This window comes from Sphingobium chungangianum, assembly GCF_977014255.1.
This window is the reverse complement of record NZ_CDRNIV010000006.1, coordinates 643,100-667,743: the sequence shown is the minus strand read 5'-3', so window position 1 is coordinate 667,743 and position 24,644 is coordinate 643,100. Positions and strand designations below refer to the sequence as shown.

General features: G+C 62.5%; 25 protein-coding genes and 1 tRNA gene. 21 read left to right on the top strand and 5 right to left on the bottom strand.

Annotated elements, in window-relative coordinates:
• Positions 1-202 precede the first annotated feature (202 nt).
• From ACWNC0_RS10280 to ACWNC0_RS10265, 4 genes are all read left to right on the top strand, one after another.
• Positions 203-1,588, top strand: a complete 1,386-nt coding sequence (locus ACWNC0_RS10280) for a glycosyl transferase family protein (protein ID WP_449471409.1) — start codon at positions 203-205, stop codon at positions 1,586-1,588.
• Positions 1,589-1,887: 299 nt separating this feature from the next.
• Positions 1,888-2,661, top strand: coding sequence for a hypothetical protein (locus tag ACWNC0_RS10275; RefSeq protein ID WP_449471408.1), 774 nt, complete (start codon positions 1,888-1,890; stop codon positions 2,659-2,661).
• A gap of 60 nt (positions 2,662-2,721) precedes the next feature.
• Entirely contained in the window at positions 2,722-3,636 is a 915-nt protein-coding gene (locus ACWNC0_RS10270; RefSeq protein ID WP_449471406.1) for a sulfite exporter TauE/SafE family protein, read from the top strand.
• Positions 3,637-3,638: 2 nt separating this feature from the next.
• Positions 3,639-4,397 carry a TIGR02186 family protein gene (locus ACWNC0_RS10265; RefSeq protein ID WP_449474597.1) on the top strand — a complete coding sequence of 253 codons (759 nt, stop codon included), beginning with the start codon at positions 3,639-3,641 and terminating at the stop codon, positions 4,395-4,397.
• A 4-nt stretch (positions 4,398-4,401) separates the two neighbouring features.
• Here ACWNC0_RS10265 and ACWNC0_RS10260 read toward each other — a convergent pair whose 3' ends face one another.
• Complete coding sequence (locus ACWNC0_RS10260) at positions 4,402-4,833, bottom strand: DUF488 domain-containing protein (RefSeq protein WP_449471405.1); 432 nt, start codon at positions 4,831-4,833, stop codon at positions 4,402-4,404.
• A gap of 81 nt (positions 4,834-4,914) precedes the next feature.
• Here ACWNC0_RS10260 and ACWNC0_RS10255 point away from each other — a divergent pair, with 81 nt between their 5' ends.
• The 8 genes from ACWNC0_RS10255 to ACWNC0_RS10220 all read left to right on the top strand — a co-directional run bounded on the left by ACWNC0_RS10255 (position 4,915) and on the right by ACWNC0_RS10220 (position 11,599).
• Positions 4,915-5,910, top strand: a complete 996-nt coding sequence (locus tag ACWNC0_RS10255; RefSeq protein ID WP_449471404.1) for an aspartate carbamoyltransferase catalytic subunit — start codon at positions 4,915-4,917, stop codon at positions 5,908-5,910.
• Complete coding sequence (locus tag ACWNC0_RS10250) at positions 5,907-7,130, top strand: dihydroorotase (protein WP_449471403.1); 1,224 nt, start codon at positions 5,907-5,909, stop codon at positions 7,128-7,130. Before ACWNC0_RS10255 ends, ACWNC0_RS10250 begins: the two co-directional genes overlap by 4 nt.
• 57 nt (positions 7,131-7,187) lie before the next feature.
• Positions 7,188-7,263, top strand: a tRNA-Trp gene (locus tag ACWNC0_RS10245).
• A gap of 168 nt (positions 7,264-7,431) precedes the next feature.
• Positions 7,432-7,638: a preprotein translocase subunit SecE gene (secE, locus tag ACWNC0_RS10240; RefSeq protein WP_449471402.1), complete on the top strand. Its 207-nt coding sequence runs from the start codon at positions 7,432-7,434 to the stop codon at positions 7,636-7,638.
• A gap of 58 nt (positions 7,639-7,696) precedes the next feature.
• Positions 7,697-8,233, top strand: coding sequence for a transcription termination/antitermination protein NusG (gene nusG, locus ACWNC0_RS10235; protein ID WP_449471400.1), 537 nt, complete (start codon positions 7,697-7,699; stop codon positions 8,231-8,233).
• Positions 8,234-8,485: 252 nt separating this feature from the next.
• Positions 8,486-8,917 carry a 50S ribosomal protein L11 gene (rplK, locus tag ACWNC0_RS10230; protein ID WP_037464038.1) on the top strand — a complete coding sequence of 144 codons (432 nt, stop codon included), beginning with the start codon at positions 8,486-8,488 and terminating at the stop codon, positions 8,915-8,917.
• Between the two features lie 4 nt (positions 8,918-8,921).
• Positions 8,922-9,620 carry a 50S ribosomal protein L1 gene (gene rplA / locus ACWNC0_RS10225; protein WP_196225489.1) on the top strand — a complete coding sequence of 233 codons (699 nt, stop codon included), beginning with the start codon at positions 8,922-8,924 and terminating at the stop codon, positions 9,618-9,620.
• Between the two features lie 230 nt (positions 9,621-9,850).
• Complete coding sequence (locus ACWNC0_RS10220) at positions 9,851-11,599, top strand: DEAD/DEAH box helicase (protein ID WP_449471398.1); 1,749 nt, start codon at positions 9,851-9,853, stop codon at positions 11,597-11,599.
• 74 nt (positions 11,600-11,673) lie between these two features.
• Here the strand turns inward: ACWNC0_RS10220 and ybaL are convergent, their stop codons facing one another.
• Both ybaL and ACWNC0_RS10210 read right to left on the bottom strand, forming a co-directional pair.
• A complete protein-coding gene (ybaL, locus tag ACWNC0_RS10215) occupies positions 11,674-13,314 on the bottom strand; it encodes a YbaL family putative K(+) efflux transporter (protein WP_449471396.1) in 1,641 nt (546 codons plus the stop codon).
• Positions 13,315-13,537: 223 nt separating this feature from the next.
• On the bottom strand, positions 13,538-13,888 hold the full coding sequence (locus ACWNC0_RS10210; protein ID WP_449471394.1) for a hypothetical protein: 351 nt from the start codon (positions 13,886-13,888) through the stop codon (positions 13,538-13,540).
• A gap of 239 nt (positions 13,889-14,127) precedes the next feature.
• On the opposite strand from ACWNC0_RS10210, the gene rplU reads away from it, so the two are divergent.
• The 6 genes from rplU to ACWNC0_RS10180 all read left to right on the top strand — a co-directional run bounded on the left by rplU (position 14,128) and on the right by ACWNC0_RS10180 (position 18,882).
• Positions 14,128-14,424, top strand: a complete 297-nt coding sequence (gene rplU / locus ACWNC0_RS10205) for a 50S ribosomal protein L21 (RefSeq protein ID WP_340265563.1) — start codon at positions 14,128-14,130, stop codon at positions 14,422-14,424.
• Between the two features lie 30 nt (positions 14,425-14,454).
• Entirely contained in the window at positions 14,455-14,724 is a 270-nt protein-coding gene (rpmA, locus tag ACWNC0_RS10200; RefSeq protein ID WP_007683600.1) for a 50S ribosomal protein L27, read from the top strand.
• 273 nt (positions 14,725-14,997) lie between these two features.
• Positions 14,998-15,573, top strand: a complete 576-nt coding sequence (locus tag ACWNC0_RS10195) for a GNAT family N-acetyltransferase (RefSeq protein WP_449471392.1) — start codon at positions 14,998-15,000, stop codon at positions 15,571-15,573.
• Between the two features lie 110 nt (positions 15,574-15,683).
• Positions 15,684-16,778: a GTPase ObgE gene (obgE, locus tag ACWNC0_RS10190; RefSeq protein ID WP_449471391.1), complete on the top strand. Its 1,095-nt coding sequence runs from the start codon at positions 15,684-15,686 to the stop codon at positions 16,776-16,778.
• 98 nt (positions 16,779-16,876) lie between these two features.
• Positions 16,877-17,962: a glutamate 5-kinase gene (proB, locus tag ACWNC0_RS10185; RefSeq protein ID WP_449474596.1), complete on the top strand. Its 1,086-nt coding sequence runs from the start codon at positions 16,877-16,879 to the stop codon at positions 17,960-17,962.
• A gap of 5 nt (positions 17,963-17,967) precedes the next feature.
• Positions 17,968-18,882, top strand: coding sequence for an NAD-dependent epimerase/dehydratase family protein (locus tag ACWNC0_RS10180; protein ID WP_449471389.1), 915 nt, complete (start codon positions 17,968-17,970; stop codon positions 18,880-18,882).
• A 3-nt stretch (positions 18,883-18,885) separates the two neighbouring features.
• Here the strand turns inward: ACWNC0_RS10180 and ACWNC0_RS10175 are convergent, their stop codons facing one another.
• Together ACWNC0_RS10175 and radA are read right to left on the bottom strand one after the other, a co-directional pair.
• Complete coding sequence (locus tag ACWNC0_RS10175; RefSeq protein WP_449471388.1) at positions 18,886-19,404, bottom strand: CvpA family protein; 519 nt, start codon at positions 19,402-19,404, stop codon at positions 18,886-18,888.
• Between the two features lie 10 nt (positions 19,405-19,414).
• Positions 19,415-20,782 carry a DNA repair protein RadA gene (gene radA, locus ACWNC0_RS10170; RefSeq protein WP_196225480.1) on the bottom strand — a complete coding sequence of 456 codons (1,368 nt, stop codon included), beginning with the start codon at positions 20,780-20,782 and terminating at the stop codon, positions 19,415-19,417.
• A gap of 147 nt (positions 20,783-20,929) precedes the next feature.
• Here radA and ACWNC0_RS10165 point away from each other — a divergent pair, with 147 nt between their 5' ends.
• The 3 genes from ACWNC0_RS10165 (at position 20,930) to ACWNC0_RS10155 (ending at position 24,636) form a co-directional block, all read left to right on the top strand.
• Entirely contained in the window at positions 20,930-21,625 is a 696-nt protein-coding gene (locus ACWNC0_RS10165; RefSeq protein WP_449474595.1) for an endonuclease/exonuclease/phosphatase family protein, read from the top strand.
• A 190-nt stretch (positions 21,626-21,815) separates the two neighbouring features.
• Positions 21,816-24,209, top strand: coding sequence for a patatin-like protein (locus ACWNC0_RS10160; RefSeq protein ID WP_449471386.1), 2,394 nt, complete (start codon positions 21,816-21,818; stop codon positions 24,207-24,209).
• On the top strand, positions 24,178-24,636 hold the full coding sequence (locus ACWNC0_RS10155) for a hypothetical protein (RefSeq protein WP_449474594.1): 459 nt from the start codon (positions 24,178-24,180) through the stop codon (positions 24,634-24,636). The genes ACWNC0_RS10160 and ACWNC0_RS10155 overlap by 32 nt, the downstream gene beginning before the upstream one ends.
• Positions 24,637-24,644 lie beyond the last annotated feature (8 nt).

The following is a 24,644-nucleotide window of genomic DNA, read 5'->3' as shown; positions in this document are numbered from 1 at the left end:
GCAGTGGAGACGTTAGCACTGCCGCATCAATGAGGCCATTCCATCCAACGCGCTACTGGAGCAACTTGACGGAAATCGCGCCCGGTCGGAGCCTTCAGTGAAATAATCAAAGCTTTTCGCCCTGTGCAAAAAATATGCGCGAGGGCTATGAAATCCCAAAGTAATTTGCCAATGCGCCTCGGCTTGCAGGGGGCATTTCAACATGGCGCAATCGCTGACGGCGGTTCTGGCGATCATTTATCATGAGATTTTATTGTTCGCCGTGGTGGGACTGGCCATCGGCGGGATCGACGATTTTCTCGTGGATGTCATGTTCTTGGGCCGCCGCTGGTGGCGAAACATCGCGGTCTATTCTCGCCATAGGCGCATGACGACGGCCACGCTGCCTGCCTCTTCAAAGCCCGGCAAGATAGGCATCTTCGTTCCCGCCTGGGGTGAAGCAGATGTGATCGGCCCGATGTTGCGCAATGCGCTCAACCAATGGTCCGTTGGCGACTATCGCATTTTCGTCGGCGTCTATCCCAATGACCTTGCCACCTTGGCGGCCGTCAACCCGATCGCGGACCAGGACGATCGTCTCGTGGTCTGTATCAATGAACGGCCGGGTCCCACGACCAAGGCGGACTGTCTCAACCTCCTCTGGCGCGCCATGCAGGAAGAGGAGGCGCGCACCGGCAGAATGTTCAAGGCCGTAGTCTTGCACGACGCCGAAGATGTCGTCCACGCCGACGAAGTCCGGCTATTCGATGTGATGATCGATCGCTTCCAACTGGTTCAGTTGCCGGTTCTTCCACTCACCGGAGAAGGCGGCTGGTGGGCACGCTCCATCGCCAATCATTATTGCGACGAGTTTGCCGAGAGTCATGGGAAATATTTGACGATCCGCGAAGCTGTGGGTGCGTCGGTTCCGTCCGCCGGAGTTGCCTGCGCATTCGAACGGCTGACACTCGAACGGCTCGTCAATCCGGCCAACGGGGGTCCGTTCGACCCGGCTTCCCTCACGGAAGATTATGAAGTTGGCCTCCGAATCAAGAATATGGGCGGGCGCGGCGTTTTCGTGCGGATGCGCGACGCTGCGGGCGAGCTTGTCGCCACGCGTGAATATTTTCCGGACAGCCTGGATGGCGCCGTCCGCCAGAAAGCACGCTGGATGATCGGAATCTCGCTTGCCGGTTGGGACCGCATGGGCTGGCAGGGTGGTCCCACCGAATGGTGGATGCGCATCCGTGACCGGCGCGCGGCGATCGCCGCCTTTGTCCTCTTCGCTGCCTACGTCGCCTTTCTGCTTTGGGGCCTGCTGCTTATGGCAAGCTGGTTCGGCCTCGAAGCCGCTTTCCAGCCTTCCCCGTTCGTCGAACTGCTGCTCTGGCTGAACTTTGCCTTCATGACCTGGCGCGCCGCGATGCGGGCCATTTTTGTCGGCCGCAGCTACGGATGGATTTATGGGATCGGCGCGATCCCCCGTTCCATTCTCGCCAATCTGATCGCGATGCTTGCGGCCCGCCGCGCGGTCTTCCTCTACCTTCACTCCTTGTTCGGAAAGCCGCTGCTCTGGGACAAGACACAGCATCGCTTCCCCCAGCTTTAAAGATCAACATGACCAACAGCGCCAGCGGACGGCCTGTCCGCTTTTTCCTTGTGCTTATGACCGGCTGGGTGATCATTCGGGTCGCGAGCGCCATGTTTGGAGGTACCGTCGCGCCCTTGCTGCCACGACCGATCCCGGTTGCGGCAGCACGCCTGACGGGGTCTTCTACGCTAAAAGTTGTGCCGATTGCGGCCACGCCAACCCAATTGCCCGTTGCTGATTGGTCGGTGAACAAGATACGCACCGCGGCGCCGAGAGGGGGCATTACCCCAGCCGTTATCACTTCGTTGCAAAGTGCCATGAGCAAGTCTGGGGACGGCCAAGCGCCTTTCGATCCGGAAATCGAAAAAGCCGCTCAGGCCAGCAGGCCATCCACCTTTGTTCAGCCCACCCCACCCGCGTGGCCACTAACGCCCTCGGACGGCACCAAAGTGCACCGCTGGCGCGGCAGCGCGTGGCTCCTCTGGCGCGACGGCAGCGCAAATCCGCAGGATCTTGTCACAGGCGGCAGGCTCGGCGGGTCGCAAGCGGGACTCCGGCTCGATTATGATCTGACGCCAGCCAGCACCGGCCGCGCCGCCCTCTATGGCCGCGTGAGCCGCGCCTTCAATCGTCCCGCCTCGCCTGAGGCTGCAGCAGGCATAGCTTGGCAACCTTCCAGATTAATTCCGATCTCCATCGCGGCGGAGCGGCGGATATCCCTGGGAAATGGCGCACGCAATGCCAATGCGGTGTTTGCGGTGGGCGGCTTCGGCCCCGCTCCAGTTCTGGGCAAATTGGAAGCGGAGGGTTATGGACAGGCGGGCCTGGTCGGGTTCAACCGGCGCGATCTGTTCGCTGACGGCAAACTTTCCCTGCTTACGCCTATAGCGGGGACGCCCGTACGCACCGGCCTCAGCGTATCGGGAGGCGCGCAACCGCGGGTGGAGCGCGTTGATATCGGTCCGGAGGTTCAGTTTCGCCTGCCCCTCCCCCGCGTCGCATCGCGGCTCAGCATTGAATGGCGGCAGCGCGTAGCTGGAGAGGCATCGCCCTCATCCGGGCTCACCCTTACCCTCGGCGCGGATTTTTAACGCGGGGCGGACGCGCAGCGCCTTTATCTTGCCATCCATTCGGCCTAACCCTGTAGGCACATGGATCTCTACCTGCCCATCGCCAATCTGTCGGTGAACGCGCTGGTGATCATTGCCCTGGGCGGTGTGGTCGGCCTTCTCTCCGGCATGTTCGGCGTCGGCGGCGGTTTCCTGACCACGCCCCTGCTGATCTTCTACGGCATTCCACCAACCGTGGCGGCCGCGTCCGCCGCGTCCCAGGTCACCGGTGCCAGCGTATCGGGCGTCGTTACCCACATGGCGAGGGGCACCGTCGATTTCCGGATGGGCGGCGTCCTGATCGGTGGCGGCATCATTGGAGCGGGCATCGGCGTGCTGTTGTTCCGGCTGCTCCAGTCCATAGGGCAGATCGATACGGCTATCGGCATCCTTTATGTCCTGATGCTCGGCGGCATCGGCATGTTGATGGCGAAGGAGTCCGTCCAGGCGCTGATCCTGTTGAAAACGGGCAAACGCATGCAGGCCCGCAAGCGCCGCCATCACCCCTTGGTCGCCGCGCTGCCGATGCGGTGGCGCTTCTATCGCTCGGGCCTTTATATCTCTCCCCTCGCGCCGTTGCTGCTCGGTGTTGCGACGGGTATACTAACAACCCTGCTGGGCGTCGGCGGCGGCTTCATTCTTGTGCCCGCCATGCTGTACCTGCTTGGCATGACCACCCAGTCGGTGGTGGGCACTTCGCTGTTTCAGATATTGTTCGTCACCATGGCAACGACGATGATGCACGCCATGACCACGAAGGCAGTCGATCTCGTCCTCGCAATGCTGCTTCTGATCGGCAGCGTGACGGGGGCACAGATCGGCACCCGCATCTCGATGACCGTTCGCCCTGAATATCTGCGCATATTATTGTCGGTGATCGTGCTGCTGGTCGCCGCGCGCATGGCGTTGGGTCTCGGTTTCCGCCCGGATGAGATTTACACGGTGGAAGTGCGTTGAACCTGCGCGCCCGTCTCGCACTGCTCCTCCCCCTCTCGACACTGCTCGGCGCGGCAGGAGAGCCGATGCTCGTCCCCGACGTCTCGCAACGGGAAGTGGAAATCCAGTACAGCTTCACCGGCGCCGACCTCCTGCTGTTTGGAGCGATCGTCTATCCCGACGGCCGACGGCCCAGCAAACCCGCGGACATATTGGTCGTGCTGAAAGGCCCCGACCAATCCATCACCATGCGCGAGAAACAAAAGGTCGCTGGCATCTGGGTCAATGCGGACAGCGCCCGCTTCCGCTCCGCACCCAGCTTTTATGCGGTCGCCTCTTCCCGTCCGATCGCCAATGTTGTCGATGAACGAACGGCAGCCATTTACGAACTGGGCGTGGACAAGCTGCAACTGTCCCCGTCCTCTCTCAATGAGAGCGCAGAGCTTGATCGCTTCCAGGCCGGGTTGATTGATCTGCGCGAACGATCGGGATTGTTCGCCGAACGGCCCGGCTCGGTGGAAATCACCGATGGGGTGCTATACCGGGCGCGCATTCCGCTGCCCGCGCGCGTCATCGTCGGCGATTATACAGCAGAAACCTTCCTCGTGCAGGACGGGAGGGTCGTTGCCGCCGCCGTCCGCGACATCACCATCCGCAAGTCAGGGTTCGAACGCTTCATGGCGGTGGCCGCCGAACGATGGTCCTTCTTGTACGGCCTTACCGCCATTTTGCTGGCGGTGGGCATGGGCTGGACCGCCGGAGCCGTCGCGCGGCGCTTCTAACGGTTCAGGGCTTCAGGTCCACACGCTCGTCGTCTGGGAAAAGATATTCCAGCAATAAGGAGCGATGGCATCCGTCCGCCTCCCGCTCAAAGCACAGCAAAGCCGTGGGCCGCTCTCGCGCCAAGTCGCGCAACTGTTCCGCCTGGACGATAGCTTCCGGCAGGTCGAGTTGCCCCGAATAAATCTCCCGAAGTTTCGCATGATTGCCCTTGCGAGCCGCCTCCCGACCCTCGGCGGGCGTGCCCAGCGCCTTCAGCCCGACATATTCGATCCCGGCCTCCTTCAGCCCCGCCGCCAGAATGTTCTTGGAAAATCCCGGCCGCCGCGAAAGCGGAACCGCCCTGATGTCCGCCAGCAAGGTGACGCCTGCCTGCCGCAGCGCCGCTATCAGCTCGCCCTGCGTAGCCCCTTCATACCCGATCGTGAAAATCCGCATCCCAAGCAGATAGGAAAGCGGACGGAACTTCCAAGCATCCCGTCTTGCCCTCTTTCCTGCCCTCGCCTAAAGGGTCCGTTCATGCCCGACATAACCGTTCCCCCCACCTCGTCCGACCTGACCGGCCGAGCGTTGTTTCCGCATCGGCATCTTCTCTCCATCGCCGACCTGAAGCCTTGGGAAATCCGTTTCCTGCTGGATGAGGCAGAACATTGGGCGCGGACCAACCGGGACAATGCGCGCAAGCATGACGACCGCCTAGCCGGAATGACGCAAATCAATGCCTTCTTCGAAAACAGCACCCGCACCCTGCTGTCGTTCGAAATCGCGGGCAAACGTCTGGGCGCCGACGTCGTGAACATGCATGCCGGGCAGTCGAGCGTGAAGAAGGGGGAGACCCTGATCGACACCGCCATGACTCTCAACGCGATGGCCGCCGACGTGATCGTCATTCGTCATGCGAGTTCGGGCGCCGTTGCCCTGATCTCGGACATGGTGGACTGCCCGGTCCTCAATGCTGGGGACGGCTGGCACCAACATCCGACCCAGGCCCTGCTTGACGCCCTCACCATCCGCCGCCGCAAGGGAGGATTTGAGGGCCTTATCGTCGCGATTTGCGGGGATGTGCTGCATAGCCGCGTCGCGCGATCGAACATGCTCTGCCTCGCAGCTTTGGGCGCGCAGGTACGGGCCGTCGCGCCCCCGACCTTGATGCCGCCCGAGGTGGAGATGCTGGGCGCCACGCCCTATAATCGAATGGACGAAGGGTTGGATGGCGCCGATGTCGTGATGATGCTGCGCCTTCAAAATGAACGGATGGACGGCGCCTTCATCCCCTCGCCTCGCGAATATCACATGCTTTACGGCCTGACGCCCGAACGGCTTGCCATTGCCAAGCCCGACGCATTGGTCATGCACCCTGGCCCCATGAACCGCGGCGTCGAGATATCGAGCGTGGTGGCGGATGATCCGGATCGCTCCGCCATCACTGAACAGGTGGAAATGGGCGTCGCAATCCGCATGGCCTGTCTGGATGTGCTGACCCGTGGCGCGCGCGGCGTGGAGGGTTGGGCATGAGCAAGCTTGCCATCATCAACGCGAAGCTGGCCGACCCCGCTGCCCGCGACGTCCGCACTGGCGCGATCCTGATCGAAGGCGATCAGATCATCGCCTCGGGCAATGTCGATGTGCCGGACGACGCCGAAACGATCGACGCCGCCGGGCTGGTGGTGGCTCCGGGCCTCATCGATCTGGGCGTGTTCGCTACCGACAAGCCTGCCTTCCACTTCGGCGGGATCACGCGGGCCGCCCTGATGCCCGACCAGTCCTCCCCGCTGGATGAGGCTGGCCTCATCCGTCAGGCCGCGCGCGCGGGAAAGCCCGATTTCTGGGTGCATCCAATCGCTGCCGCCACACGGGGCCTCAAAGGGGGCGAGCTGGCGGAAATCGGCATGATGCAGGCAGCGGGCGCCAAGGCTGTGGCTACCGGACGCCAATGGATCGCGGATTCAGGCGTGATGATGCGGGTACTCGCCTATGCGTCGGGCCTTGGCCTGACCGTCATCACGCATGCCGAAGACAGCGGCCTCGCGGGCAAGGCAGTCGCAACCAGCGGCGAAACGGCGACCCGGTTGGGCCTGCCCCACGCACCTGCGTGCGCCGAAGCGATCGCGATCGCGCGCGACCTCATGCTGGCGAAGGAAACGGGCGCCGCCATCCACTTCCGGCTCGTGACGACCAAGGCGGGCTTTGATCTGATACGCGCGGCGAAGGCCGAAGGCGTAAGGGTCACCTGCGGAATCAGCCCAGCCTATCTTTACCTCGCCGACAATGCCGTCACCAACTTCCGCACCTTCGCGCGCCTGTCGCCTCCGCTAAGGTCGGAGGATGACCGCAGGGCCTCGATCGTCGCGGTCGCCGACGGGACGGTGGATGTGATCACCTCCAGTCATGATCCCCGTGGCCCCGAGGATAAGAGGTTACCCTTCGCCGACGCTTCTCCCGGCATGGCTGGAGCCGAGACGTTGCTAGCCCTGTCGCTGAATCTCGTGCGCGAAGGACATCTGTCGATGACGCGCCTTATGATGCTGCTCAGCGCCAATCCGGCCCGCATCCTGGGCGTCGATGCGGGAAGCTTCGCCGCCGGTAGCGCCGCCGACCTCATCTTCATAGACCCCGATGCGCCATGGATCATAGATTCCACGAAAATGGCGGCGCAGGCGGGCAACACGCCCTTCGATCGGATGCCGGTACAGGGCCGCACCCGCCGCGTGATGAAGGGCGGCATTTTCCTCTAAAGTTTCCTGCTTGCTCTCCCCCGCAGGCCACGCTAAAGCGCCCTCCTTCGCCGGTACAGGAGTGTAGCTCAGCTGGTAGAGCGTCGGTCTCCAAAACCGAATGCCGGGGGTTCGAGTCCCTCCACTCCTGCCAGGTCGCTGAGCGCTGATCCTTGATTTTTCAAAGGTTCGCGGTTAGTTGCCCCAGCGAAGATGGGTCGCGGAGCCAGCGGCCGCACCCCGGGACGCCGACATGGCGGGGTCCGGAGGGCGGACTGTTGCTTCGCGCTTTGGTGTTTGTTCGAAAGTTGTTGAGGCAGTGATGGCGAAGGTTTCTCCGGGCGAATTCGTCAATCAGGTGAAGACCGAAGCGTCGAAGATCGTGTGGCCCACGGGCCGTGAAACGGTCATGACTGCGGTGATGGTCGGTATCATGACCACACTGCTCGGCCTCTTCTTCTTCGGCATCGACACCTTTTTCGGGGCGATCGTTCGCTGGCTGCTGGCGTTCGCCGCCGGACAGGCTTGAAGTTTTGGATTACCGCGATTTCCCAGTAAATCGCCTGGTAGGAGTTTGAGACGGTAACATGGCGCGCTGGTACATCATCCACGCCTATTCGGGCTTCGAAAACAAGGTCAAGGAATCGATCCTGTCCGAAGCCGAGCGCATGGGCCTCTCCCAGCTGGTCGAACAGGTGGAAGTCCCCACCGAGACCGTGACCGAAGTGAAACGCGGCAAGAAGGTGCAGGTCGAACGCAAGTTCATGCCGGGCTACGTGCTTGCGAAGCTCGCGATGAACGACGACATCTACCACCTCGTCAAGAACACGCCGAAGGTCACCGGCTTCCTCGGTTCGTCGGGTAAGCCACAGGCGATCAGCGAAGGCGAAGCCGCCCGCTATTTCGGCGCGCAGAAGGCCGCCGAAGCCGCGCCCAAGCACAAGGTCAGTGTCGATTACGAAATCGGCGACAGCGTCAAGGTGCTGGACGGTCCCTTCGCGAGCTTCAACGGCACCGTCGAGGAACTGGATTTCGAAAAGAACCGCGTCAAGGTGTCCGTGTCGATCTTCGGCCGCGCCACGCCGGTCGAACTGGACTTCGAACAGGTCGAACTGTCGAAGTAACCCATTTCCCTCTCCCGCAAGCGGGAGAGGGCAGCGAGACTTACCGAGCCGCAAGGCGAGGTTAGTCGCAGCGGGAGAGGGCTAACCCCCTCTCCAACCTACGCTAGCCAGCAAACTGGCAAGCTACGGTATCCTCTCCCCTTAAGGGGCTAGGATAATGCAGTGCGGGAGGTTCTCTTTGGGAACTGCTTGACCGCTAAACTTGAACCGGGCGGATCGCTTGCGATCCTCCCAGCAACAGAGTGAGTGAAAATGGCCAAGAAGATTACGGGCTATATCAAGCTCCAGGTGCCCGCTGGAGCCGCCAACCCCTCGCCGCCGATCGGTCCGGCGCTGGGTCAGCGCGGTGTGAACATCATGGAATTCTGCAAGGCGTTCAACGCCTCGACGGAAAAGATGGACAAGGGCACGCCGCTGCCGACCATCATCACCGTTTATGCGGACCGCTCGTTCAGCTTCGTCACGAAGCAGCCGCCCGCCACCTATCTGATCAAGAAGGCCGTCAACCTGAAGTCGGGTTCCAAGGAACCGGGCAAGGTTGTCGCTGGCAAGATCACCCGCGCTCAGCTCGCTGAAATCGCCCAGGCCAAGATGGTTGACCTGAACGCGAACGACATCGACGCAGCGACGAAGATCATCGAAGGCTCCGCTCGCGCGATGGGCCTCGAAGTGGTGGAGGGCTAAGACCATGGCAAAGCTGACGAAGAAGGCGAAGGCTCTCGCCACTGCGGTTGACCGCGAAAAGCTGCACGGCGTTGACGAGGCGCTGGGCCTGATCAAGACCCACGCGACCGCCAAGTTCGACGAAAGCGTCGAAATCGCGATCAACCTGGGCGTCGATCCCCGTCACGCCGACCAGATGGTCCGTGGCGTCGTCACCCTGCCCGCAGGCACCGGCAAGGACGTTCGCGTCGCCGTGTTCGCCCGTGGCGACAAGGCTGAAGCCGCGACCGCCGCTGGCGCCGACATCGTGGGCGCCGAGGATCTGCTGGACAGCATCCAGGCTGGCAACATCGACTTCCAGCGCGTCATCGCCACGCCCGACATGATGGGTCTGGTCGGCCGTCTGGGTAAGGTTCTGGGTCCCAAGGGCCTGATGCCGAACCCGAAGCTCGGCACCGTCACCCCGAACGTCGCCGAAGCCGTGAAGGCCGCCAAGGGTGGTCAGATCGAATTCCGCGTCGAAAAGGCTGGCATCATCCACGCCGGTCTCGGCAAGGCGAGCTTCTCGGCCGAAGACCTGCGCAAGAATTTCGACGCCTTCGTTGACGCAATCGTCAAGGCGAAGCCGTCGGGTTCGAAGGGCAAGTATGTCCGCAAGATCGCCCTATCGTCGTCGATGGGTCCGGGCGTGAAGGTCGATGTGGCGGAAGTCGCTTCGGTCTGATCCCTCGCAATAGTTAATATAGGGGCCGCCTTCCCGCTTTGCGGGGGAAGGCGGCCTTCTTATTTGGGTGCCTTCCGGCACCCATTTCTGCCTTGAGCAGAAGTCCCTCAGGGACGGTGTGAACTTCGGGGTGTGTGACCTTGCATCCCGGGCTCCGGCAGCGGCCGAAGCACATCAGGTCATCATGTATCCGTCGGGAATGGCGGGTCGCTTTACCGACGGAAAATATAATGTCTTTTGAACATCTCCCGCCCCTCCTCTCGGACGCCCTGACGCGGAAAGGCTATGAAAGCCTGACCCCCGTCCAAGCCGAAGTCACCCAGCCCGAAGCGGAAGGCCGCGACCTCATCGTCTCGGCGCAGACCGGCTCAGGCAAGACGGTCGCTTTTGGCCTTGCCATGGCGGGCGAATTGCTTGGTGAAGAGATGCGCCTGCCCGTGGCAGGAAAACCGCTCGCGCTCGCCATCGCCCCCACCCGCGAACTGGCGCTGCAAGTCAGCCGTGAACTGGAATGGCTCTATGGCGAAGCCCGCGCCCGCATCGCTACCTGCGTCGGCGGCATGGACGCCGCCAAGGAACGCCGCGCCCTTTCCCACGGCGCGCACATCGTCGTCGGCACCCCCGGCCGCCTGCGCGACCATCTCGAACGCGGCGCACTGGACCTGTCGGGGCTCAAGACCGTCGTCCTTGATGAAGCTGACGAAATGCTCGACATGGGCTTCCGCGAAGATCTGGAAGAGATCCTCGACGGCACGCCCGAAGGTCGCCGCACCCTCCTCTTCTCCGCCACCATGCCTAAGCCGATTGTTGCGCTCGCCAAGCGCTACCAGAAAGACGCGCTGCGCATCTCCACTGTCAGCGACGAACGCGGCCATGGCGATATCACCTATCAGGCCGTGACGGTCGCCCCCGCCGACATCGAGAACGCGGTGGTCAATCTGCTGCGCTATCATGAGGCAGAAACCGCGATCCTCTTCTGCGCCACCCGCGACAATGTCCGCCACCTCCATGCCAGCCTCACTGAACGCGGTTTCGCCGCCGTGGCGCTGTCGGGTGAGCATAGCCAGAATGAGCGCAATCATGCGCTGCAAGCCCTCCGCGACCGCCGCGCTCGTGTGTGCGTGGCCACCGACGTCGCAGCGCGCGGTATCGACCTTCCCAACCTCAGCCTCGTCGTGCACGTCGAAATCCCGCGCGATGCAGAAACGATGCAGCACCGTTCCGGCCGCACCGGGCGCGCAGGCAAGAAGGGCACGGCTGTCCTCATCGTCCCCTACCCTCGCCGCCGCCGTGTCGAATCCATGCTGCGTGGCGCCAAAATCCCGGTCGAATGGGGCACTCCGCCGAGCAAGGAAGCGATCCAGGAGCAGGACAATTCTCGCCTGCGCGAAAAGCTGATGGAGCGCGCCGAGCTGGACGAGCTGGATTGGACACTGGGCGCCGAGTTGCTGGAAACCAAGTCCGCCAAGGAGATCGCGGCGATGCTGGTGAAAAGCGCCCGCGCCGCCCTCCCCGCGCCCGAAGAACTGCTCGACGCCAGCGAAGCCCCGCCGCGCCGCGATGGGCCTCGTCCGGGCTTTGAGGATACCGTCTGGTTCCGCATGGACATCGGCCGCCGTCACAATGCCGACCCGCGTTGGATCCTGCCGCTGATCTGCCGCCGAGGCCATGTGTCACGCCAGGACATCGGCGCGATCCGGATCGCCGCCAACGAGACGCTGTTCGAAATCCCCAGCGCCATCGTATCCCGCTTCGTCGGCTCGGTGAAGCGGACGGGCGAGGCGAGCGACGAGGGCGCTGAAGTCCAGTTCGAACAGATTGAGGGAACACCTCGGGACACAGCGCGCGAGAACCGCCGCGAAGGGCCGCCACGTGGCAAGGGCCGCCCGAATGAAGGTCGTGGTCCGAAGCCAGCTTATGGCGCCCGGCCTTTCAAGGGCGGCCCCCGCAAAGGCCCGCCTCGCAAGCCACGCGGATAAGACACCGCTCCCAAAACAATGTGCTCCTGGCTTTACAGGAGCACATTGTTGACTGAGACAGCCTCAACCGACGTTCAGCCCGCGCCGGATAACTGAAGCATCCGCGCTGCCAGCTCGCGCTCTCCCATGACTACATGGGGCACGCCAATCCCTTCCAGATGCGCGACCTCTGCATCACTATGCGCTCGCGCAATCACCTGCAGGTTGGGATTGAGGTGACGCGCATGCTCATGGATCGCACCACCTTCAAACCCTTCCGGCACCGCGATCAGCAACCGTCGAGCCTCGCAAATGCCAGCAGCCATCAAATAACGGTCCTCCAGTGCACTTCCCCGCACTACCGGATGGCCCGCCTCCGCGGCCTCCTCTGCTCGTTCCGGGTCCGTCTCCAGCACAACGAAATGGGCATTGCGTTCGGACAGGCGCTCCGCAATCATCTTGCCGACCCGGCCATATCCGACCAGGATCACATGTCCGATGTGCGGACGCTGGCGCGCCTTTTCCGCTTCTGCTTCTTCCTCAATCTCCTCCTTCTTATGCGCCCGCACGATCATCGAGAAGATGAACGGATTCAAAAAGATCGACACAATCGCGCCCGCAAGGATCAAGTCGCGTCCTTCCGCAGGCAGCACGCCCAAGCCAGTGCCCAATGTGGCGAGGATGAAGGAAAACTCGCCGATCTGCGCCAGGCTCGCCGCGATCGTCAGCGCAGTATCTCCCGGATGGCCGAAGGCGCGCACGATCGCGAACGCGGCGATAGACTTACCGACGATGATGATCGCCACGGTCGCAAGCAGGGGCAACGGCTGTTCGACAAGCACCGATGGATTGAACAGCATGCCCACCGACACGAAGAACAACACTGCGAATGCGTCGCGCAGCGGCAGCGTTTCCTCCGTCGCGCGGCGGCTGAGCGGCGTCTCGCCCAGGATCATGCCCGCGAAGAAGGCGCCCAAGGCAAATGACACATCGAACGCCACGGCCGCGCCGAAAGCCACGCCAAGGGCGATGGCAAGCACAGCCAGGCGAAACAACTCCCGCGATCCGGTGTGAACTACCCAGTGCAACGCCCAAGGAATGACCCGTCGGCCCACCACAAGCATCAGGGCGACAAAACCGGCGACCTTCAGCAGGGTACTTAGCAGCGGTGCCAGCAGGTCACCCATCCCGGCCGATGCGTCTGCATGGTTTATAACCTTCGCCAGCGCGGGTAGCAGTACCAACGCCAGCACCATCACCAGATCCTCGACGATCAGCCAGCCAACAGCTATGCGCCCCCGCCGTGTCTCCACAAGATCCGCCCCCTGCAAGGCGCGCAGCAAGACGACCGTACTCGCGACCGAAAGAGCGAGGCCGAACACAATGCCGCCCATCACTGGCCAGCCCATATAGTGCGACAGTCCCATGCCGAGCAGCGTTGCAACCGCGATCTGCCCGATGGCGCCGGGTACGGCGATATTCTTCACCGACAGCAAGTCACGCAGCGAAAAATGAAGTCCCACCCCGAACATCAGCAGAATGACACCAATCTCGGCCAATTCGTTGGCCAGACTGGTGTTGGCGACAAAGCCTGGGGTGAAAGGACCAACCATGATCCCCGCGATAAGATAACCGACCAGCGGCGAAAGTTTGAGACGATGGGCAATGGCACCCATTATGAAAGCAACAACGAGGCCCGCGACGATTGTTCCGATCAGGGGCGTGTGATGAGGCATGGACGTCCTTCCCTGTCTGCCGGTGCGGCCCTCTGAACCTTCACCGGCAGCCTATCATATTTTCATTCTGCGACCGCTAGCATAGCGGCTGACAACAAGGCTCCGGCAGCACCCAGCCCAGTGAACACGGTGGGTATGAACCACCATGGCGGCCGTCGGTTGCTGCGGCGTGACCGTCTGCAGGTCATGGATCTCTCCTGCCTGACGATTAACGGAGTGGGCGTTAAGTCAGGGCAGGCGGAGCGCGAGCGTGAAAGGCGTGTGAAATACCCCCGCGCAAGAGCGAGGGGCGGGTGCGGACATATAAGGGATTAGATCGCGACCACCCCACGACGGCCAACAGGCCCGCTACAGATACCAACCATGGCATCAATGGCGATAACAAGGGGTTGTCGCCCGAACCATCGGGCTGGGTCAGGCGGTAGTCGGCCGGTGCCGATTGGGTCCGGGCCTTCAGCACCACGCCTGTGGTGGCAGGATTGAACGCCGAGCCCGTTGCTATGCTGGACGGCGGCCCCAATGGCGTCAGGGCACTTAATAACGCAACACCGATCGCCATCCACAGGGTCAGCATGAAGAGAAGCCTGCCTCTCATGCTGCCAGTACTATACGATGTCGGCATCATGCGCGTCGGGTTCCCTTCGAGACGGGAAGATAGGCACTGACCTGCGCAAAAACCACCCTTAAGAAGGGGGCTTCCCGGTTGACATAAGCGAGTCAGTCCACTACCGGGCCACATTCCCGCGCGGGTCAACAGGATGTCATGTCCTCGGCGATTTGCGTAAAGCAGATTTGAACAAGAAGAGAAGAGCCATGTTCGCAGTCGTGCGCACGGGCGGCAAGCAGTATCGCGTCGCCGCCGGAGACAAGATCGTCGTCGAGAAGCTGGCCGGTGAGGCTGGTGATAAGGTGACGCTGGATGACGTCCTGTTCGCCGGCGAAGGCAGCGACGTGAAGGACGCCAGCAAGCTGACCGTCGCCGCCGAAATCATCGCGCAGGCGAAGGGCGAAAAGGTTATCGTTTTCAAGAAGCGCCGTCGTCACAATTACCGCCGCAAGAACGGCCATCGCCAGAACCACACGATCCTGAAGATCGTGTCGATCGCTTGAGCCGCAGTCCAGTTTCGAGGAGTTTGAGTCATGGCACATAAGAAAGCTGGCGGTTCATCGCGCAACGGTCGCGATTCGGAATCGAAGCGCCTTGGCGTTAAGAAGTTCGGCGGTCAGGAAGTGATCGGCGGCAACATCATCATTCGCCAGCGCGGCACGCGCGTATATCCCGGCCGCAATGTTGGCATGGGCAAGGATCACACCCTCTTCGCACTGGGCGAAGGTCGTGTGGTATTCCATACTGGCAAGCTCGGCCGTAAATATGTGTCGGTCGATGCCATGGCTGAAGCAGCCGAATAACGGACGTTAAATGACGGATCGTCCCTCATCATTGGGGCGATCCTTCCGGAAGATGGTCTTGGACCATCTCTGATAATCCGAACGGAAAAGGGGCGCCCCATCCGGGAGCGCCCCTTTTTCCGTTCGGCGGCACCTCCCCTCATTTTCCCTCAAACCTCTGGAACCCTGAGCCTTCTCACGCGTCATGCGGGCGGGGCACAGCCAGAGGAAAGAAGTCGTCAAGCCGTAACTTTTTACGGCCATTGGCGTGTCGATCAGAGGAGAGATTTTCAAATGTTCGCCCGTACCCCCCGCCTGCTTCTGAGACCCGGCTGGATGGAAGACGCATCCGCGCTGGCCGAAGCGATTGGCGATCCGGCGGTCCTGCGCAACCTTGTCCGCGTGCCTGCGCCCTATGGCATTGATGACGCGCGCAGCTTCCTTGCCCTTCCGCAGGACACACGCCTGCCGCGTCTTCTGGCTTTTTCCCGCACTCGCGGTGCCCCACGTCTGGTCGGCGGGTGCGGCATCCATTTGACCGAGGATGGCACGCCTGAACTCGGCTATTGGATAGCGCGTCCCTATTGGGGGCTGGGCTTTGCGACGGAGGCCGCCAGCGCGGTCTACGGCATGGCCCGAGCAGCAGGCGTCAGCGGGATTCGCGCGGTGCATTTCGCTGACAATCCGGCATCAGGCAATGTGCTTCGGAAAATCGGCTTTCGTTACACCGGCCGGGCGGAGCAACGTTACAGTCCGGCGCGTGGAAATGCGGCTGAATGCCTGATTTTTGAAGAAGGCGTGCCCGGGCGCATGATGATTGATCCTGCAATGGACCTTTATCACGACGCCATGCCCGCGCTCGCGGCCTGAACGAAGAAGGACGGCGTCGGCAGACGCCGTCCCGCATGGAAAAGATGAGTTTCGAGCGATAGCAGACGGCGAGGTTTAATTCCGCGTCATAAGCGGCTATGGGCCAGCCCATGCATTTTCTGGATCAGGCGAAAATATACATAAAATCCGGCTGGGGTGGCCCCGGCGCGGTCAGTTTCCGGCGTGAAAAATATGTCGAATATGGCGGCCCTGATGGCGGCAATGGCGGGAAGGGCGGAGATATCATCTTCGAAGCCGTAGCTGGCCTCAATACCCTCATCGACTTCCGCTACACCCAGCATTTCAAGGCGCAGCGCGGGATGCCGGGTGCGGGAAAGAATCGTTACGGCGCAGGCGGAAACGACCTCGTCGTCAAGGTGCCCGTGGGAACGCAGATCCTGTCCGATCCCCAGCCTATCGAGGGCACCGAGGACGAGGATGGTTATCCCGACTATGAAGATCAGGAGCTTCTCGCCGACTTCACAGAGGTAGGGCAACGCTTGGTCCTGTTGCGCGGCGGCGATGGCGGCCGGGGCAACCTGTCTTACAAGACAAGCACCAACCGTGCGCCGCGACAGCATGGAACGGGCTGGCCGGGACAGGAAATGTGGGTCTGGCTGCGGCTGAAATTGCTCGCCGACGTCGGTTTGGTCGGTATGCCGAACGCTGGCAAGTCGACCTTCATCAATCAGGTGACCAATACCAAGGCCAAGGTGGGGGCCTATGCCTTTACTACCACCAAACCGCAGCTCGGCGTCGTCACGCACCGTGACAAGGAATTCGTCCTGGCAGACATCCCTGGCTTGATCGAGGGTGCAGCCGAAGGTGCGGGCATCGGCGACCGATTCCTTGGCCATATCGAGCGCTGCCGCGTGCTGCTGCACCTCGTTGATGCCACTGGGGACGATCCGGTCGAACAGTTCCGGATCGTGCAGGATGAATTGGAAGCCTATGGCGAGGGGCTCGCCGACAAGCCGCAGATCGTCGCCCTTAACAAGGGCGACCTGCTCGGGCCGGAATTGATGGAGGACATCGCCGCCCAGCTCCGGCGCGAGGCTGACGTGGAGAAGATATTCATCATTTCAGGCGCGACTGGCGAAGGTGTGCAACCGCTGCTGGATGCTGTCCTGCCATTGCTTGCAGACGGCAGACCGATGGAGGAAGAGGCCAGTGACGAAGGCGACGCTTCATGGTCGCCGATCTGAACACTCATCAATCGCCACTTATTCTTCACGTTCCAGGCGAACGGAACTGATCCCGTGACTTCCTCTCTTTCAGGCTTCCCCCCTCTCAAGTTCGGCGACTGGTCATCAAGATCGGCTCAGCCCTGCTGGTCGATGGGAATGGCGAGGTTCGCGAAGCGTGGCTCCGAACCTTGGTCGAAGATGTCGCTGACCGCGAAGCAGCCGGGCAGCAGATCATTATCGTTTCGTCAGGCGCAATCGCTCTGGGCGCACGGCGATTGAAGCTGCCGAAGGGTGGACGCGGCAGTCTGGAAGACGCTCAGGCCGCAGCGGCAACGGGACAGATCGCACTGTCGCAATGTTGGGCTCGGTTGTTGCAGGACAAGGGGATCACCGCCGCGCAGATGCTGGTGACGCTGGACGATCTTGAGCATCGGCGGCGCTATCTCAACGCATCGGCGACCTTGGAACGCCTGATCACACTCAATGTGGTGCCGGTGGTCAATGAGAATGACAGCGTCGCCACAGCGGAGATCCGCTTTGGCGACAACGACCGGCTGGCGGCGCGTATCGGACAGGCAGCACGGGCCGACGCGGTGGTACTGCTTTCCGACGTCGATGGGCTTTACACCGCCAACCCGCATGTCGATGCGAGCGCCATGTTGATAGACACAATCGAGCGCATTGACGCGCGGATCGCAAATATGGCGGACAGTGGATCCGCGTCCGGAATGGGGTCGGGAGGCATGACCTCCAAGATCGAGGCGGCGCGGATCGCGACAGGGGCCGGAGCGCATCTCGCCATCATTTCCGGCAAGGTCGATGCTCCGCTGTCACATTGGATCAATGGCGGAAAAGGATCGATCTTCCTCGCGGCCCCTGCCAAGCGGGCGCGGAAGGGATGGCTTGCCGGGCGTTTGACCGTTCGCGGGCGCATCATCGTCGATGCCGGTGCGGAAAAAGCGTTAGGACGCGGGAACAGCTTGCTGCCTGCGGGTGTGGCGAAGATAGAAGGCGCATTCGTGCGAGGTGATGTCGTTGATATCGTCGCGCCGGATGGCCGAGTGATCGCGCGTGGGCTAAGCGAGTATGACAGCGAGGAAGCGGCGAGGGTCGCAGGCAAACGCAGTGAGGATATTGCGGCTTTGCTGGGCCACCTGCCCCGATCCGTACTCGTTCATCGCGACCAGATGGCCATGGTCTGATCCCCATGAAATTACGCATTGCCATGACCGGCGCGACAGGTTTTGTCGGCGCCGAAACGCTCAATCAGGCTTTGGACGCTGGGCATCATGTGACAGCCATCACCCGAAAGGCGCAGCCGCCTCGCGCCCGGCTAAAGTGGGTGCCCGGATCGCTTGAGGACCGTGCGGCGCTGAACACACTGATACGCGACGCCGACGTGGTGGTCCATATTGCAGGCGTCGTAAACGCGGCCGATCGCGACGGGTTCGAGGCCGGGAACGCGCGTGGGACGATGGCGGTCATCGATGCCATGCGGCAGCGTGGCGTCCGGCGATTGGTCCATGTGTCATCGCTGGCTGCGCGGGAACCTAAACTGTCCGACTATGGCTGGTCCAAAGCGCTCGCCGAACGTCACGTCAAGGCGAGCGGACTGGATTGGACGATCGTGCGCCCGCCGGCGATCTATGGGCCGGGTGATCGGGAAATGCTGGAGCTGTTCCGGATGGCCAAGCGGGGCATCATGCTCCTTCCTCCCGGCGGGCGGCTGTCCCTGATCGAGGTAAGCGACCTTGGCCGGTTGCTGCTGCGGCTTGCTGGCGAGACGGAAATGAGCCTTGCTCACAGTTATGAGGCGGATGACGGCACGCCGGGCGGGTGGGATCATCTGGACTTTGGACAGGCGATCGGACGAGCGGTCGGAAGGCCCGTGCGGACTTTTGCCACGCCCAACTGGGCACTGGGCCTCGGCGCGCGGCTGGATCGCATGCTGCGGGGCAAAGGCGCGAAACTCACGCAGGATCGAGTCAGCTATTTCTGCCATCCCGATTGGGTGGTCACAAAGCGCAAGCAGCCTCCCAAAAAATTGTGGGTGCCTGAAGTTGCTACCGAAGAGGGATTGAAAGCAACAGCGGACGCTTACCGCGCAAAGGGCTGGCTATAGCGATCAATCGCTTTCGCCGTCCGGCTTTCTGGCGCGGCGTTCGGCCACGAATTCGCTGATGGCTTGGCCGCTGGCGTTGAGCAGCGGATAGGTGCGGGCGTCGGAAAGCCAATCGGGGCGGCGCTCTCCGCTGCCATAGAAGGTGTCGTAGGTCAGGCTGAATGCGAGGAAGACCAGCGTTGCGCCGATCAATCCCTTGATGGCGCCGAAGCCGCCGCCGAGGACGCGGTCGATTGGGCCAAGAATCGACTGACGGGTGCGGCGGCCGATGGCGTGGGCGAGGAGCTTTCCTGCGCCGAAGGTGATGCCGAAAACAAGAAGGAATGCGAGAATTGACGCGCCTCCGGTGGTTCCGACCAGGGGGGTGAGGAGTTCGGTGGCGGAGGGGTGGAAGAGGCGGATGGCGAAGATGCCGAGGACCCAGGCGATGAGCGAAAGGGTTTCAAGAACGAAACCACGAAGCAAGCCCAAGACTGTGCACCCGCCGATGGCGAGAAGGACGAGGATATCGACGGCGTTCATGAGCGCCGGGCTATCCGCGGCCGAGCATCTGGTCAACCAGTTGGCTTAGCGCGCGGTAGCCGCTGACCGCTATTCCCTTCACCCCGTCAGCGACTGCTGAAGGAACATAGGCGCGTTCAAAGCCAAGCTTGGCCGATTCGCGCAGGCGCAGCGGGGCATGAGCGACGGGGCGGATTTCCCCCGAAAGCGCGATTTCGCCGAAGAGGACCAGATCGGCGGGCACCGGCCGTTCCGCCAGCGCCGATATGAGCGCGGCGGCAACCGCCAAGTCGGCGGCGGGATCGGACAGGCGGTAGCCGCCAGCGACGTTCAGATAGACTTCGCAGGTGGAGAAGCTGAGGCCGCAGCGCGCTTCCAGTACGGCGAGGACCATGGCGAGGCGGCCGCTGTCCCAGCCCACCACCGCGCGCCGGGGCGTGGCGCCGCTGGAAAGACGGACGACAAGCGCCTGTATCTCCACCAACACGGGGCGTGTGCCCTCGAGCGCGGGAAAGACTGTCGCGCCGGTCACTGTTTCGTCGCGATGGGTGAGGAACAGCGCCGATGGGTTGGAGACTTCCTCCAGCCCCTCCGCTACCATCGCGAATACGCCGATCTCGTCGGTGCCGCCGAAGCGGTTCTTGATAGCGCGCAGGATGCGATATTGATGGCTGCGCTCGCCTTCGAAGCTCAGCACCGTGTCGACCATATGCTCAAGAACGCGCGGCCCGGCGATGCTGCCATCCTTGGTCACATGGCCGACGAGGATGACGGCTGTGCCGCGCTGCTTGGCGAAGCGGATGAGTTCCTGGCTGGATGCGCGCACCTGACTGACGGTGCCCGGCGCGCCTTCGATAAGGTCGCTGTGCATCGTCTGGATGGAGTCGATGACGAGCAGCGCGGGCGGCTCCCCCTCCCCCAGCGTGGTCAGGATGTCGCGGACGGAGGTTGCGCTGGCGAGTTGCACGGGCGCGTTGCCAAGGCCGAGGCGCTGCGCCCGCAGGCGCACCTGATCCGCCGCTTCTTCACCGCTGATGTAAGCAACGGAAAGGCCGCGCGCGGCGATGCGGGCGGCCGCCTGAAGCAACAGGGTGGACTTGCCGATCCCCGGATCGCCGCCGATCAACGTGGCGGAACCCGGAACGATGCCGCCTCCCAAGGCGCGGTCGAACTCCGCGATGCCGGTGCTGGTGCGCTGGGGCAGTTCAACCTGACTGTTCAGGCCTACGAGGGTCAGGGCGCGCCCGCCGCTTTGCAGATCATGGCGCGCGGAAAAGATGGTCTCGGACGCTTCCTCGACAATGCTGTTCCATTCGCCGCAGTCATCGCATTGCCCCTGCCAGCGGGAGGAGAGCGTGCCGCACTGCTGACAGACGAATTTGCGCTTTGCCTTGGCCATGGGGGAGCTATGACTTGCCATGGTGAACGTTTCAAGAACAAAGAACGGATGGACCACCCCCCTCGCCCCGCCCGCCTTATGACGAAGAAGTTCGGAGACCGTCCAAGAGCGCTGGAAACTCATGCGGATGTGGCGCATTGTCTCGCCATGAAGTCGTTACGCGTTGCCAGCTATAATATCCGCAAAGCCATTGGCACTGACCGCCGCCGCAGCCCCGAACGAGTGCTGGAGGTGCTGGGAGAGTTGGACGCGGACGTGATCGCGTTGCAGGAAGCGGATCGCCGATTTGGCGTTCGATCGGCCGCCATCCCGCCGTGGCTGTTGGAATCGATGAGCCAGTATAAGCCGGTGCCGTTGAACGTGCATGTCGATTCGATGGGCTGGCATGGCAACGCGATATTGGTGCGGAAGGAGGCGGATATCCGCACCCATGACGTGCTGCACCTGCCCTGCCTGGAACCGCGTGGCGCGACGATGGCGGAGGTTGAACTGGGCAAGGCGAAGCTGCGCGTATTTGGCATGCATCTCGACCTGTCGGGCCTGTGGCGACGCAAGCAGGCGGCGGCGGTCATCCATGCGGCGGCGCAACGAGACGCAATGCCGACCGTGCTGATGGGCGATCTGAACGAATGGAGCGCCAATCGGGGGTGTCTGGCGGACTTTGCGCGCCATTATAGTTTCGCGCCTTGCGGACGGAGCTTTCATGCGCGGCGGCCCGTGGCGCATCTCGACCGGATCATGCATTGCGGGCAATTGAAGCTGGTGAACAGCGGCGTGCATGACAGTGCGGCGTCGCGCAAGGCTTCGGATCATTTGCCGATCTGGGCGGAGTTTCGGTTGTGAGTTCGGTGTTTTCGTCCGGACTGGACCTGACGAAGCCTTTGCCTGGGGTATCAAGGACAAGTGAAGCCCCCTTCGACTGCCTGCTTGCAGCAGGCGCTCGGGACAGGCTTCGACAGGCTCAAGGCGAACGGGGAAGAGGTTTGGGGCTGATCGGGGCAGATTATAGTCCAGCGACTGGGAGTCGCGCCGCATGAAAGAGCGGGAACTTCGACTGGCGCTGGTCTGCTATGGGGGGATCAGTCTGGCCGTCTATATGCACGGCATCACCAAGGAAGTCTGGCGGCTGGCGCGGGCAAGCCGGGGTTTCCATGACGGCACCCCGAGCAGTAAGGGCAGCGAAGCGGTTTACAGGAAGCTGCTGGAAGACCTGGAAGCGGCAAGCGGCATCCGGTTGCGCGTAATGCCCGACATCATCGCCGGGGCGAGCGCGGGCGGCATCAACGGCATATTTCTGGCGCAGGCGATCGAAACCGGGCAGTCGCTCGAGCCATTGACCGATCTGTGGCTGGAAAATGCCGATGTGGAGCAGTTGCTGGACCCGGATGCGCGTCCAGCGCGGCGGATCAGCAAATTCTGGGCAACGCCGCTGGTGTGGATGGCCGCGCGGCGGCCCGGCGACACAGTGGAGAGAACCGTCGCACCCGATACGCGCGAGGAAGTGCGGCACAAGCTGTCGAATTTCATCCGGTCCAGATGGTTTGAACCGCCCTTTGGTGGCGAAATCTTCACGGCGATGATGCTTGACGCCTTCGATGCGATGGAAGCGGCCGAGCGCGGGCCGCCGCTACTGCCCGAGGGGCACCCGTTGGACCTGTTCGTCACCGTCACGGATTTCGAAGGCCATCCGCAAAGCCTGAACCTCCACAGCCCGCCCCAGGTGGTGGAAACCGAACATCGTCTTTCCATCGGTTTCCACGCGCGGGGGCGTGGCGACCGCCTGTTCGCCGATCCGGCCGAGTTGGTATTCGCCGCGCGGGCGACGGCGAGCTTCCCCGGCGCATTCCCCCCCTTCACGGTGCGCGAACTGGATCGGGTGCTGAAACAGCGGCACCGCGCATGGCCGACCCGGGACGCGTTTCTGGCCCATGCCCTGCCCCGTCATTGGGCGCGCGGCAACGCAGAGGACGCGATACTGATCGACGGATCGGTGCTGGCCAACGCACCCTTCGCACAGGCGATCGGCGCTCTCCGCAACCGTCCGTCGCGGCGCGAGGTCGATCGGCGCTTCGTCTATATTGATCCGAAGCCGGGCCGTCGATCGATCCGGTTGAACCGGGAGGGCGAGCAGGAAGACGCAACGCCAGAGGACAAGGCTCAGCTGCCCGGTTTTTTCCGCACGATTTTCGGCGCGCTCAGCGACATTCCGCGCGAGCAGCCGATCCGCGACAATCTGGAAGCGATCGATCGCCATTCTTCGCGCATTCGCCGGATGGTACGCATTCTGAATGCCCTGAGGCCGGGGATTGAGGCGGAGGTCGAAAACACGATTGGCGGCATGCTGTTCCTGGACCGTCCGACGCCCGCGCGGCTGTCCGCCTGGCGTGCGAAGGCGCAGCTGCGGGCCGCGAACTCGGCAGGCTTCGCCTTTCCGGCCTATGGTCATCTGAAGCTGTCGGGCATCGTCGAGGATCTGGCCGGTTTGCTGTTCCGTCTGAGCGATGAGGACAGCCCGCTGATGCGGGAAAATTTCCGGCAGGCGCTGTGGTCGCATGTCCGGACGATCGGTGCGGACAAGCTGATAGAGGATGTCGGGCCAGGATCGCCGCCGGTCGCCTTCTTCCGCACCCATGACCTGAGTTTTCGCATCCGCCGCCTGCGCTTTCTGGCCCGGCGGCTGGCCGACACGCTGGAAATCGATTCTGAGGCTGGCAACGCCGCGATCCAGAAGATGCACGACGCCATCTATGAATCGATGGCGCATTATACCGAATGCGAAGGCACGGATTTCTACAATGGCGCGATCCGGGCCGCTGCTAAGGAAGTGCCGTCCGACCCGGCGGCGGCGCTGGACGCGATCGCACAGGTACGCGACCTGAAGGCCCGGGATGATGTGGCGGAGATGATGCTGGCCGACGCGCTCGCGGGACTTCCCAAGGCGGAGCGGCGGATCATGCTGCTCTCCTATCTCGGCTTCCCCTTTTACGACATCGCCACCCTACCGTTGCTCCAGGGCCACGCCATGGAAGAATATGATCCGGTGAAGGTGGACCGGATTTCCCCGGAGGATTGCAGCGCTATTCGGTCAGGCGGGGCCGAAGCCACGTTAAAAGGTATTGAATTCAATAATTTCGGTGCATTTTTCAGCAGAGCCTATCGGGAGAATGACTATTTGTGGGGACGCCTTCATGGTGTCGAACGGCTGCTGGATATCGTAATTTCCGCATTACCCGCGGCAAGCCGCCTTTCGGAAGAACGCGTGCGCGATTATAGGCAAGCCGCATTCATGGCGATTCTCGATGAGGAGGAACAGCGACTGCCGCATGTCGCTGATCTCATTGCCATTTTGCGGGAGGAAATCGGTGGGCGCACGGGTGGGGCTGGTTCCATTGGTGATGATTCTGGCGCTGACCGCGGCTTGCCGTGACGCGTCTGGCGATGCCGCGTCTGCAGACAATGCGACTACCCCAGAGCCCGTGCTTTCCGCCAACGCTATCGAGGGTGAGCCGATCGAGGTGGTCGCGGCGCCGCAGCGCCCTTCGGCCGAGGTAACCGTGCAGGCGCAGCCCGCACCGCGTGGATCGCTGGACCTGCCTCCCTCTCCCGACGCTGCGCTGGCGACGCCCTTCCCGCAAGAAGTCACCAGCTTCATGGTCGATCGGGACAGTTGCGACCATTTCCGGGGCGAGAAACCCTATGATGGGGAAAGGCGCGTGTTCCTGATGGAAAGCATCGCCGAACTATGCACCGGGACCGATGCGAAACTCGCCATGCTGCGCCGCCTCTATGCCGGTGACCCGGCAGTGACCGCTGCGCTGCATGGTTATGAGGATCGCATCGAAGGGCAACCCTGATCGAGCCG

Bases quoted from the DNA above. Each gene is read 5' to 3' on its own strand.
- ACWNC0_RS10280 (WP_449471409.1), top strand. From the start codon at position 203: ATGGCGCAATCGCTGACGGCGGTTCTGGCGATCATTTATCATGAGATT.
- ACWNC0_RS10275 (WP_449471408.1), top strand. From the start codon at position 1,888: ATGAGCAAGTCTGGGGACGGCCAAGCGCCTTTCGATCCGGAAATCGAA.
- ACWNC0_RS10270 (WP_449471406.1), top strand. From the start codon at position 2,722: ATGGATCTCTACCTGCCCATCGCCAATCTGTCGGTGAACGCGCTGGTG.
- ACWNC0_RS10260 (WP_449471405.1), bottom strand. From the start codon at position 4,833: ATGCGGATTTTCACGATCGGGTATGAAGGGGCTACGCAGGGCGAGCTG.
- ACWNC0_RS10255 (WP_449471404.1), top strand. From the start codon at position 4,915: ATGCCCGACATAACCGTTCCCCCCACCTCGTCCGACCTGACCGGCCGA.
- ACWNC0_RS10250 (WP_449471403.1), top strand. From the start codon at position 5,907: ATGAGCAAGCTTGCCATCATCAACGCGAAGCTGGCCGACCCCGCTGCC.
- secE (WP_449471402.1), top strand. From the start codon at position 7,432: ATGGCGAAGGTTTCTCCGGGCGAATTCGTCAATCAGGTGAAGACCGAA.
- nusG (WP_449471400.1), top strand. From the start codon at position 7,697: ATGGCGCGCTGGTACATCATCCACGCCTATTCGGGCTTCGAAAACAAG.
- rplK (WP_037464038.1), top strand. From the start codon at position 8,486: ATGGCCAAGAAGATTACGGGCTATATCAAGCTCCAGGTGCCCGCTGGA.
- rplA (WP_196225489.1), top strand. From the start codon at position 8,922: ATGGCAAAGCTGACGAAGAAGGCGAAGGCTCTCGCCACTGCGGTTGAC.
- ACWNC0_RS10220 (WP_449471398.1), top strand. From the start codon at position 9,851: ATGTCTTTTGAACATCTCCCGCCCCTCCTCTCGGACGCCCTGACGCGG.
- ybaL (WP_449471396.1), bottom strand. From the start codon at position 13,314: ATGCCTCATCACACGCCCCTGATCGGAACAATCGTCGCGGGCCTCGTT.
- ACWNC0_RS10210 (WP_449471394.1), bottom strand. From the start codon at position 13,888: ATGCTGACCCTGTGGATGGCGATCGGTGTTGCGTTATTAAGTGCCCTG.
- rplU (WP_340265563.1), top strand. From the start codon at position 14,128: ATGTTCGCAGTCGTGCGCACGGGCGGCAAGCAGTATCGCGTCGCCGCC.
- rpmA (WP_007683600.1), top strand. From the start codon at position 14,455: ATGGCACATAAGAAAGCTGGCGGTTCATCGCGCAACGGTCGCGATTCG.
- ACWNC0_RS10195 (WP_449471392.1), top strand. From the start codon at position 14,998: ATGTTCGCCCGTACCCCCCGCCTGCTTCTGAGACCCGGCTGGATGGAA.
- obgE (WP_449471391.1), top strand. From the start codon at position 15,684: ATGCATTTTCTGGATCAGGCGAAAATATACATAAAATCCGGCTGGGGT.
- ACWNC0_RS10180 (WP_449471389.1), top strand. From the start codon at position 17,968: ATGAAATTACGCATTGCCATGACCGGCGCGACAGGTTTTGTCGGCGCC.
- ACWNC0_RS10175 (WP_449471388.1), bottom strand. From the start codon at position 19,404: ATGAACGCCGTCGATATCCTCGTCCTTCTCGCCATCGGCGGGTGCACA.
- radA (WP_196225480.1), bottom strand. From the start codon at position 20,782: ATGGCCAAGGCAAAGCGCAAATTCGTCTGTCAGCAGTGCGGCACGCTC.
- ACWNC0_RS10165 (WP_449474595.1), top strand. From the start codon at position 20,930: ATGAAGTCGTTACGCGTTGCCAGCTATAATATCCGCAAAGCCATTGGC.
- ACWNC0_RS10160 (WP_449471386.1), top strand. From the start codon at position 21,816: ATGAAAGAGCGGGAACTTCGACTGGCGCTGGTCTGCTATGGGGGGATC.
- ACWNC0_RS10155 (WP_449474594.1), top strand. From the start codon at position 24,178: ATGATTCTGGCGCTGACCGCGGCTTGCCGTGACGCGTCTGGCGATGCC.